Consider the following 10,075-nt stretch of genomic DNA (forward strand, 5'->3'; position numbering starts at 1 on the left):
GATTGACCTGCTCCGGAATCAGAGGTGAACGGCGTTCCCACACGTTCTTGTCCTCACGCCTGATCGCGACAAGCGGGCGCCTAACCATCGGCCGGTATGATACTCGGCGGCGGCCCTGAGTCAAACCACGGATATCGAGTTCGGGTTGAGACTTGGACAAGTTCGGGTACAATCTTGCAACCTGAACAGGAGCGTGAGATGAGTAACCGTAGGACGAAGGACTGTGTGACCGCAGGTATTGCGGTACTAGTGCTCGGCTGGCTCGGATGCAAGAATCTGCCGCCTGACCGGCCGTCGCCGCCAGACGGCCCGAATGCAGGACGGGTGGGAATTGCCTGTCGATTTACTGCCACTGCAACCGACCCGGACGGCAACCTTGTTGCCTTGAGGTTCGACTGGGACAACGGCGACACATCGGACTGGACAACCCTGTTTCGGTCTGGCGACACGGCAAGTGCACAATATGCTTGGCCGTTACCGGGCAACTACAAAGTCTCGGTTCAGGCCAGAGACGAAAAGGGCCTAGTCTCGATGTGGTCGAACTGGCACGAAATCGCCATTGCCGATACTGTGAACCTGCCACCCAGCATACCGGAGATACCGAGTGGGCCGGACACATGTCTGGTTGATTCGCTGGCAGAATTCTCGACCGCGGGAACCGACCCAAATGCGGATCGAATCTCGTACCAGTTCGACTGGGGCGATGGTGACACATCGCTCTGGAGTGCGCTGGTTGGTGGCGGCACCAGGGTCAAGATGTTGCATGCGTGGACGACAGCCGGCGAGTACATGCTCAGGGCAAGGGCCAGGGATGAAAAGGGCCTCCTATCGGACTGGTCAAACGTCCACTTCCTGACCGTACTCGACTCGCTGCCCTGAGCCCGCAACGAAGCAGGGCTGACACCGATAGAGGGGTTGACGCTGGCCCAAGCCGGCCAGACCCTGTTTTCAACGCTAGAAAGACTCGGAGACTCGGTAAGGACAGGCTGGGGCAAGAGGCTGAGGCGCAGATTCTGGATGCCGGCTTTCACGCCGAACCGCTCCAAATCGGGCCGCTTTCCGCTTGACTTTCGTTCTTTTCTGGCCAGAATATCGCCGAAATCAGCGGCGGTAGGATGATTCAGTCCGACTACAGCAATCATGACCTTTACAACATGGAGAACAGGGTTGGCGACTCACGGGGGGAATCATCGTTGCTGCTAGACTGAGCATCGAGCTCACTGCTCAAGACCCAGTGCGCCTGCCGCGCTTTGCCGGCGCGGTATTTCGCGGTGGTTTCGGTCTGGCGTTCCGTCGCGTAGCTTGTCCGTTTCCTCAACGTGAGTGCGGTGACTGCCTGCTCAGGGAGAAGTGCGCCTGGTCGTACGTATTTCTCACGCCCAGACCAGAGGGTGCCGGCATCATGCGCCGGTATGATACTGTACCTCATCCATTCGTCATCGAGCCGCCGCACGAAGAGCGGATTGAGTATTCAGCCGGCGCTGCCCTGACCTTCAACCTTGTTCTCATCGGCCGCGCCATAGAGTACCTCCCCTACTTTGTTCTTGCCTTTGAACAGATGGCCGCTCAGGGTCTAGGTCCGGGCCGGCCGCGGCTCAAAATCAGAAGTATCACGCAGGACGGAACGATTCTGTTCGATGCCTCCGCGCATACGTTTCGCGCTCCCCTGCGCAAACAACGACTGCACCTACGGCCGGGCGCAGACCGTTGCGGCCAAGTGAAACTGAACTTTCTTTCACCCACGCGCATCACCTACGCTGGCCGTATGTGCCGCAGGATTGACTTTCACATCCTCATCCGTTCGCTCTTACGCCGGCTCGGGCTTCTGGCCTACTTTCACGACCAGCCGGTAGAACTTGACTATACCGGACTCATCAAACAGGCGCAGCAAGTAAGAACGAGCGAGATGCATCTGGCCGGGTACGAATGGCGTCGCTACTCCGGCCGCCAGGAGCGGGAAGTAGAAATGGAAGGAATGACGGGCACGGTTACCTACGAAGGCAACATCGGCCCATTTCTGCCCTTCCTACGTGCGGGCGAACTTTTGCACGTCGGCAAGGGCACAAGCTTTGGTATGGGAAAATATGAACTGGAGGTGGGATGAACAATGACCGCGAATTCCAGACCGTAGTCCTGGCCGCGCTCCTGCACGACATCGGCAAGTTCGCCCAGCGCACCGGGGTTCAACCAGCCGGCTACGAATACTTTGCCGAAGATGACTTCGGTGCACACGGAGCGCACAGTAAGTGGAGCGCATGGTTTATTGAGAACTACTTGCCCGACTCCTTCAAGGCGGCCGGATCTCCTGTTCTGTTTCATCACAGGCCGTGCGATCGGCTCTCAGAGATCGTAGCGCGCGCGGACCGATTGTCAGCCGGAGAAAGAATTCCCGACTCGGGTGGCGCCATCTCGCAGTCAAGACTCGTTCCCATCCTTGGTCGGGTCTATCGCCCGCGGTGGTGCGAAAACGGATTCAGGCTGCGACCGCTTTCCATCAGGAAGGCAGATATCTTCCCGCTTGAGTCACAGACATCACCTGACCTCACCACCGAGTACCGTTCGCTCTGGCAACAGTTCGTTCAGGACGTATCTGTTCTCCGTGACAAGAACCCTCATTTCGGACCATTCCTCACCTCGTTGACCCATATCCTTCATAGGTACACCTGGTGTATTCCGAGCGCGGTTTATGGCTCTGAACCCGACATTTCGCTCTACGATCATCTAAAGTCGTCCGCCGCCATCGCTGCGGCACTTTTCGCGTCTGCCAATCCTGGCACATTTCGACTGATCGGCGGCGACATCGCCGGCATCCAGAACTTTATCTACCGCCTTGCATCCCCGGACGAAGCTCAATCCGGCATGGCGCACCGCCTGCGTGGACGTTCGTTCTACGTAGCACTGCTGGCCGATACGATTGCGTTGTCCGTGCTCGAAGAACTGGGGTTGCCCGCGACCAATGTCCTGTGGTGCGGCGGCGGCAATTTCGCCATTCTGGCCCATGATAACGCTGAGACGGACAAACTAGCGGCCCGACTCGAAAACTGGCTCTTGGAGCATTTCGAGGGAGAACTCGGACTGGCACTTGCCCATGTGGACATCGACGAAACCGGGTTAGTCCATTTTGCAGAGTCCCTGGACCGACTCGGTTTTGAGCTGCAGAAGGCAAAACAGCACAAATTTGCGTCGGTGGTATCGTATCACCAGCCTTTCGCTCTGGCCGGCGACGTGTGCCGCGTCTGCGGTAGCGACAGCACCGAAGCCCTCTGTGCGGAATGTGCCCGACACAAGCGAATCGGCCAGGTAATTCCTCGCAGCAGCTACCTCTATCGCATGCCGGCGGCCGGTATGTCCACGGTGGACTCAGTTGTCGAGTTTAGTGGACTTGGCGTTTCTTGGGGCTTCGCCCAAAACCTGCAGGACATACCGGCTGGAGCAACTGAAATCTACGCGCTCAACAGTACGGAGATGCCAGTTGCCTCTGTGCCGGCACACGTGGGTTGTGGCTTCAGGTTTCTCGGCCAGCAGGTTCCGGAGGACAATCGCGGTACGCTAACCTTCGAAGACTTGGAGAAGATGTGCCTTGGCGCCAGATTCCTCGGCGCTTTGCGAATGGATATGGACAACCTCGGCAAGATATTCCTCTTTGGACTTGGCGAGAACCGGACGATATCGAGAATTGCCGCGCTGAGCCGTTCAATAGACACTTTCTTCTCCGGCTTCCTGAACGAACTTGCCTCCGGTTATCGTACCGCCTACATTCTTTACTCCGGTGGAGACGACGCCTTCGTCGTCGCCTCCTGGAATGAGGCGATCGCTTTTGCCCATCAGCTCCAGAACGAACTTGAGACCTACACGTGCGGCAACAACCACATCAGTATTTCAGCCGGACTGCACCTATTCAAACACGCATTCCCCATCGGCATCGCGGCAAGGGTAGCGAAGGAAAAGCTGGAAGGCCTGGCCAAGGGGAACAAGTCGAATGGACGGGAAAAGAACTCCCTTGCCGTTTTCGAGTTTCCCTGTTTCTGGCCGCAAGCATGCGAAGCACTTGCTTTCGCAGAAGAAATCAAGAAGGGAATTGAGTCAAAACGCCTGGCGCGCAGGTTCGTGTACAATATTCTGGGAATCTACTGGACGCATTTCTCCGACGGCAGGGAGGACATCGGTTGGGTTCCGAGGTTCCTCTATCTGCTGAAGCGCAATGTGCCCGCCGAGACCGAGGACGGAAGGCCGAGCGAGCTATACGCCATGCTGCTCGCCCGGATGCCCACAATGATGAGAATTGCGCCCCTATGGGCAAATTGGGTACTTCTGGCAACACGAAGCTAAGGAGGTCTAATGTCTGCTGTGCTCGAAAAGTTCAAGACAAGCATAAGCAAAGAATCCAAGAGCTTCTTGGACAACGACATACTGGCAGAAGCTGAAAAACTGGGTAGGGAACTGTGCGGCGTCACCACCAGCAAGATGCGCCAGTACTTCGACGACATCAAGGGTCTGCGTCGCATGCTTGAGAGTGGTGCGACCGAACAGCAGGCCAAGGTTAAACTCCGCCTCGTACTATCGCGGTTGGCCTATGACGTCCAGAGAGCCGGCAGGAGTCAGCGTCCGCACATGGAGAAGTTGGAGAGCTTTCTGAAAGCATGCATCACCCGGGTACTGGATGGCCGCGACGTGGCCCAGGCGGTCAAGGACTTCGCTGTGTTCTTCGAATGCGTCTATGGGTACTTCTACGCTGGCTCGCGACCAAGCAACGAGGAGGAACAATGAACTACAAGTTCCTGGGAAACGTGATTATCTCTGGCACCATCAGGTGCGAGACGGCCTTGCACATCGGCGGTATGGTTGAAGGCTATGAAATCGGCGGAATGGACAATCCGATTATCCGCGACCCGGTTTCGGGATACCCCTACATTCCCGGTTCGTCAATCAAGGGGAAAATGCGCAGCCTCTTGGAATGGTCCAAAGGGCTCGTCCAGGTCGTCACCGCCAGTAATGAAAACAAGGAGAGCACCGTCGGCAAAGTCCACAGCTGTGAAGACGCCTCTTGTCCAGTCTGTCGTTCTTTCGGTGCGCCAGCAGAGCAGGCTCGCGCCGTTGGGCCGACCCGGCTCCTGATCCGGGACGCACATCCGACGGAAGAGACAAGAAAGATGCTCGACCGGTTGCAGGCTGAAAAAGGACTTCCCAAGGCCGAATGGAAATCAGAGAATTACCTGAATCGAATAACGGCCAAGGGGACACCGCGCACCATTGAGCGTGTGCCGCAAGGTTCCGAGTTCACGCTTGAGATGGTGTATGGGCTATTTCAGGTGGATGAGGAACAGGACATTGCCGACCTCGATCATCTTCGCTACGTCTTTGAGGCCATGCGCCTGCTGGAAGACTCTGCACTGGGCGGATATGGTTCACGCGGCTCAGGAAAGGTCTCTTTCAACCTTGGCGGGGGTGTTCTTCTTCGGACTACCGCAGACTATGAGAAGGGAACGTCTGGCACTACCATCTCCTTCGGCTTCCTCAGGGATACGAATATCAGCACCCTCAAGGATGCAATCAAAAAGAAACTGCAAGAAGCCAATGAAAGCGCTGACGCTGCATCTTAGGTGTCCGACCGGGTTCAAGAACTCCCTGCCTCGTTCCGATACACTCTTCGGTGCGGTGTGTTGGGGCCTATGGCTACTCTACGGCCAAGAGAGGCTTCAGCAGTTCCTTGAGAGCTACACCAACGACAATCCTGCGCTGCTCACCTCGTCGGCGTTTCCTTGCCTAACCGTTGGCGGACAGACGACACATCTTTTTCCCAAGCCAAAGTCCTGCCCTGCAGAACTGCAGTTCGACGAGAATCACCATGACCTAGCCAAGAGCTTTCGTAAGGTCAGGTACCTAGACGGCGATTTGTTTCAGTACTTCATCCAGGAAGGATTGACCGACCAGAACCTGTGGGAGTGGCTCTTACAGGACAAGGTGCAGCTCTCCGAAGACAGGCAGATTCTCTCCAAAGGCGGAGTGAAAACGCTGAGCGCAAGATCGGAAGTCGTGCCCGGGAACGCAATTGACCGGCTTTCAGGAGCCGCGCTCGAAGGGATGCTCTATCATTCAACCGAGTGGTTCTTCGGCCCGGACACAGACGCCTTTATCCTTGTTCGACTGGCCGAAGAGTGGGAGAAAAAAATCCTCGCTGTTTTTCGCTACTATGGTGACAAGGGGCTGGGCGGTGATAGCTCGGTCGGCAAAGGCGGGTACAGGCTTGAAGTAAGCAACGGACTCCCCTTCTGCGAACCGGTAGGTGGCAGGCGCTGGGTGACGCTATCGCTATACTACCCGCGACCGGATGAGTGGACGTTCTTCCGCCAAAACCTTGATCAAGCCTGGTATTCGGTAACGAAACGCAAGGGCAAGGTAGAAAGTGGATTTTCCCCAACGTCGAACATCTGGAAGAAGTCGGTGCTGATGCTGGAAGAAGGGTCCAGCTTTCCTGAAATGGACGGCTGCAGGAACTACGGAACGCTGGTGGAGGTCGGAACTCGGCCCGACGGTGGAAGCATACTGCAGCACGGCCTTGCCTTTGCTGTCCGTATGAGGTGAACCATGGATGCCAAGACTCAAGCCACCTACTACCTGAAACTTACTCCCCTCAGTCCGATACACATCGGATCGGGTCGGGAGTACTTTCCTCAGGAATACATCCCACAAGAAAACCCCGACCGCATTCTAATCGTGGACCTGGATCAGCTCATTCAGAAGTATCCCCGCATTGCCGACCAGAGCTTCTTGGCCGAACAACGCACGCCTCTCTGGGAGACTCGAGCGGGCGAACTCGTCCTGAGAGACGCTTCTCTGGTTCTTAACTCTGACAAGACAGACCGTCATACCTTGCAGGACATTAAGGCGTCTGCCAAGCGCGAAAATGTCTCAACCATCTGGGAATTCACAAAGACAGCCTACTCGCGTCCATACATACCCGGCAGCTCTGTCAAAGGAGCGGTGAGGACCGCCATAGCATACTACCTGCTCGCGACCTCACCGGAGACCTTTTCCCGCTTGAAACAAGTGATCGTAGCACGCAATCCACGGATTGAACCTGGTGACGGGTCCGCTGTCGAACAGCTAGTATTCACCGACGGCAATGGCGCGCATGACGACCTCATGCGCCTGTGGTCATTCAGCGACTCATCGCCGCTTGATTGCCACAAGACTCTCACTGTTGTGCAAGGCAGGCGGCTCTCGAGCACGCAACCTTTAGGGTTCAGGAACTGGTATGAAGCATTGACTGAAACTAGCGGCTCGCTTCGGCTTTGCGCAACGTACGATTCCGCCCTGGCGTCGTGCGGCGCATGGCGCCCGGTAAGGCCAGCCTGTTTCCCGAAGACCATAGGAGACATATTCACATGCTTGAACCGGTTTGCTGATGACATAATAGCCCATGAGCTCGCCTACTTTCGGAATCACCCGGCCAAGCCGCAGGAAACTGTGGATTTCTACCAGAATCTGAAGGAACGTCGCCAGCGTGGGGAGGTCTTGCTCTGCCTGGGCAAAGGCACTGGTTGGCACAAGAAGACGATAGGCCAACTTCTGCGCCAAGACCGAAGCTCTATCTTCAAAGACGTTGTGGTTGCATACCGACTCGGTAAAGGCCGACGTCGCTTCACCGACTTTCCGGTTTCCCGGGAAATGGCTATTCGCAACAGGAGACCGGGCGTATTTGGCTGGGCGCAGATGAGTATGGAAAGCAGGAAGTGAAGGAGAGGGAGAAAGGGATATGAGCATAGCAAATCAGAGCCCGGAAGTCCTTCTGATGCTCGTCGGCACCAGCCCGGAGCCGATCATCATCTCCATCAAGAAACTCCAGCCCAAACGGGTCCACTTCGTCTGCACGGCTGATTCGGAGAAGTACATTGATCGAGTTGTCGCGGACAGAAGACTTCTTCCCAGCCAGTTTGACAAAACAGTAATGCAGGGTCTGGAGACCCAGGAGACATATCGGGTAGTCAAGGAGCTCCATACCCGCTATCAGGCGAAACGAGTCGCCCTCGACATCACCGGCGGCAAGAAGGCGATGGTCGCCGGCGCGGCCCTGGCCGGGTTCCTGCTGGAGATGCCGGTGTACTATGTTGACTTCCGCGCGTTCGACCCTGAGAAACGCCGGCCCGTGCCTGGCAGTGAGTTCCTCGCCGAGCTGACCAACCCGTATCAGGTCTTCGGCAGTATCGAAGAGGCGCACGCTGATAGTTTGTTCAAGGCCGGTGACTACCGGGCGGCGCAGATGCTCTACGAAGCAATGTGCGGTCGGATTCCTGACCCGCGCAGTTGCGAGGTAAAGCGCTTGGTGAGCGCCGCGCTGGCGGCCTGGGACGACTTTGCCTTTGGTCAGGCCTGCGACCATCTTGCCAAGGCAATCGCCAGATCAGAGCAGTTCAAGGTTTTTGCCGCCCAGCGCGAGGTCTGGAAACGCCAGCTCAATCTGCTGGAAAAACTGAAGGACGACAACCGCGACCAGTACTTCGAACTGCTCAAGCGAACCGAATACTTCGAAGCGGCCGCAGTCTCGCTTGTCGCCAAAGCCCGGAGGTGGCTTGAAGCCGGGCAGACCAATATGGCGGCCATCGCCGCCTATCGTTTGCTTGAGCTTGCCGGTCAGCACCGCCTTGCCCTAAAGGGCATAGACGCATCCAAAGTTCAGCCCGAAATTCGCATCCAGCACGACACCGCATTCCGAGACCTTCAGAAGCAGATCCACGGCACAGATTCTGGCATCCGGGAGCAGCTTGGCCTACTCGACACGTGGAGCCTGCTCTACGTGCTCGGCGACAAGGTTCTACTAGGTGATAGCCCTTCGGTAAACGACCTAAAGAGACTCAAAAGCAAACTCAAAGCACGCAATGAACTGTGGCCCGAACATCGCAACGTCACGATGGACGAACAAGGGTCACGCGAGTTTCTGGGCTATGCTATCGGCTGGCTCAGACGTCTTGTGCCCGATATCGAGGCACGCGCCGATGAGGTCAGGCCGCCTGACTTCTAGGATGTTTGTCCGCGACCGAAGCGGCTGAAGATTGCCCTGCTCTTTAGACAATTTGGAGTGCTTTTCTTCTGCGTACTCACTACTCACTGCAAGGGAGTGGCCGGAGAGGGAGTAGCCAGAAAGGGAGTAGCCGGAAAGCCGGAGAGGGAGTGGCCGGAGAGGGAGTAGCCGGAAAGGGAGTAGGCAGAAAGGGGATGACCGGAAAGCCGGAGGGGTGACCGACGAGCCAGCCGTTGAACTGCTCTCTACCATCTGCTCCCTACTACCTGTCTCCCCAGCAATATGGCTACACTATACGTGACTGAACAGGGCGCAAAGCTCACCCGCGAATCGCGGCGGCTTCTGGTCGTGCGCGATGATGCGGTTCTGCTTGACATACCAACCATCAAGGTTGAACGGGTGCTCATCTTCGGCTACTGTCAGATTACCACGCAGGCACTCGAACTACTGCTGTCCGAAGGTATCCCGACTGCATTTCTTTCAATGGAAGGCCGACTCAAAGGTACGCTGGAACCCATCCGCTCCAAAAATATACCCCTGCGCGTAGCTCAGTACGAACTCTGCCGCAAGCCGGACTTCTGTCTTGCTGTTGCCCGGCGCATCGTTGCAGGCAAAGTCAGGAATCAGCTCCGGCTGATACAACGCTTTGCCCACAATCGGCCCGAATGCGACTTCACCACCGCCCAACGCGACCTGAACCAGTTACTTGCCCAAGTTGACCGCAAGACTGCGGCGGGCGGGCTTCTGGGGCTAGAAGGCCGGGCGACAGCGGTCTACTTCGACGCCTTTCGTCGGATGTTTCGTCGGATGTCCTTTGAGCGTCGGGAGCGCCGGCCGCCGCCCGACCCGGTGAACTCGCTCCTGAGTCTCGGCTATACGATGCTGGCGAATGAGTTTCTCTCGGCTGTTTCGGCAGTCGGACTCGACCCCTATCTCGGCTTCTTTCATACCACAAGCTATGGCCGGCCGTCCTTGGCGCTCGACCTGTGCGAAGAGTTCCGACATCCGCTGGTGGACATGCTCACTCTTGACTTGGTGAACCGGGGTATCCTGAAG

At 56.9% G+C, this 10,075-nt stretch carries 9 protein-coding genes; all 9 read left to right on the top strand.

All coding sequences use genetic code 11. The features are described from left to right. The first annotated feature begins 198 nt into the window (after window positions 1-198). On the top strand, window positions 199-879 hold the full coding sequence (locus ABIL25_09680; protein ID MEO0082535.1) for a PKD domain-containing protein: 681 nt from the start codon (window positions 199-201) through the stop codon (window positions 877-879). A 355-nt stretch (window positions 880-1,234) separates the two neighbouring features. Further along, entirely contained in the window at window positions 1,235-2,104 is an 870-nt protein-coding gene (gene cas6, locus ABIL25_09685) for a CRISPR system precrRNA processing endoribonuclease RAMP protein Cas6 (protein MEO0082536.1), read from the top strand. Further along, window positions 2,101-4,329, top strand: coding sequence for a type III-A CRISPR-associated protein Cas10/Csm1 (cas10, locus tag ABIL25_09690; GenBank protein MEO0082537.1), 2,229 nt, complete (start codon window positions 2,101-2,103; stop codon window positions 4,327-4,329). The genes cas6 and cas10 overlap by 4 nt, the downstream gene beginning before the upstream one ends. A 9-nt stretch (window positions 4,330-4,338) precedes the next feature. Then, entirely contained in the window at window positions 4,339-4,767 is a 429-nt protein-coding gene (gene csm2 / locus ABIL25_09695; GenBank protein MEO0082538.1) for a type III-A CRISPR-associated protein Csm2, read from the top strand. Beyond that, a complete protein-coding gene (csm3, locus tag ABIL25_09700) occupies window positions 4,764-5,600 on the top strand; it encodes a type III-A CRISPR-associated RAMP protein Csm3 (GenBank protein ID MEO0082539.1) in 837 nt (278 codons plus the stop codon). The genes csm2 and csm3 overlap by 4 nt, the downstream gene beginning before the upstream one ends. Beyond that, window positions 5,575-6,582, top strand: coding sequence for a type III-A CRISPR-associated RAMP protein Csm4 (csm4, locus tag ABIL25_09705; protein ID MEO0082540.1), 1,008 nt, complete (start codon window positions 5,575-5,577; stop codon window positions 6,580-6,582). Before csm3 ends, csm4 begins: the two co-directional genes overlap by 26 nt. A 3-nt stretch (window positions 6,583-6,585) precedes the next feature. Next, a complete protein-coding gene (csm5, locus tag ABIL25_09710; protein MEO0082541.1) occupies window positions 6,586-7,737 on the top strand; it encodes a type III-A CRISPR-associated RAMP protein Csm5 in 1,152 nt (383 codons plus the stop codon). A 19-nt stretch (window positions 7,738-7,756) separates the two neighbouring features. Continuing rightward, on the top strand, window positions 7,757-9,019 hold the full coding sequence (locus ABIL25_09715; GenBank protein ID MEO0082542.1) for a TIGR02710 family CRISPR-associated CARF protein: 1,263 nt from the start codon (window positions 7,757-7,759) through the stop codon (window positions 9,017-9,019). A 282-nt stretch (window positions 9,020-9,301) separates the two neighbouring features. Then, window positions 9,302-10,075: CRISPR-associated endonuclease Cas1 (gene cas1, locus ABIL25_09720; GenBank protein ID MEO0082543.1), on the top strand; the 774-nt coding region annotated here is incomplete at its 3' end.

The sequence above is a fragment of the candidate division WOR-3 bacterium genome, assembly GCA_039801365.1.
Classification (GTDB): Bacteria; Hydrothermota; Tepidihabitantia; order Tepidihabitantales; family Tepidihabitantaceae; genus JBDRUN01.

What these genes read in the sequence shown, in the direction of transcription:
- ABIL25_09680 (MEO0082535.1), top strand. Translation starts at nt 199, where the DNA reads ATGAGTAACCGTAGGACGAAGGACTGTGTGACCGCAGGTATTGCGGTA.
- cas10 (MEO0082537.1), top strand. Translation starts at nt 2,101, where the DNA reads ATGAACAATGACCGCGAATTCCAGACCGTAGTCCTGGCCGCGCTCCTG.
- csm2 (MEO0082538.1), top strand. Translation starts at nt 4,339, where the DNA reads ATGTCTGCTGTGCTCGAAAAGTTCAAGACAAGCATAAGCAAAGAATCC.
- csm3 (MEO0082539.1), top strand. Translation starts at nt 4,764, where the DNA reads ATGAACTACAAGTTCCTGGGAAACGTGATTATCTCTGGCACCATCAGG.
- csm4 (MEO0082540.1), top strand. Translation starts at nt 5,575, where the DNA reads ATGAAAGCGCTGACGCTGCATCTTAGGTGTCCGACCGGGTTCAAGAAC.
- csm5 (MEO0082541.1), top strand. Translation starts at nt 6,586, where the DNA reads ATGGATGCCAAGACTCAAGCCACCTACTACCTGAAACTTACTCCCCTC.
- ABIL25_09715 (MEO0082542.1), top strand. Translation starts at nt 7,757, where the DNA reads ATGAGCATAGCAAATCAGAGCCCGGAAGTCCTTCTGATGCTCGTCGGC.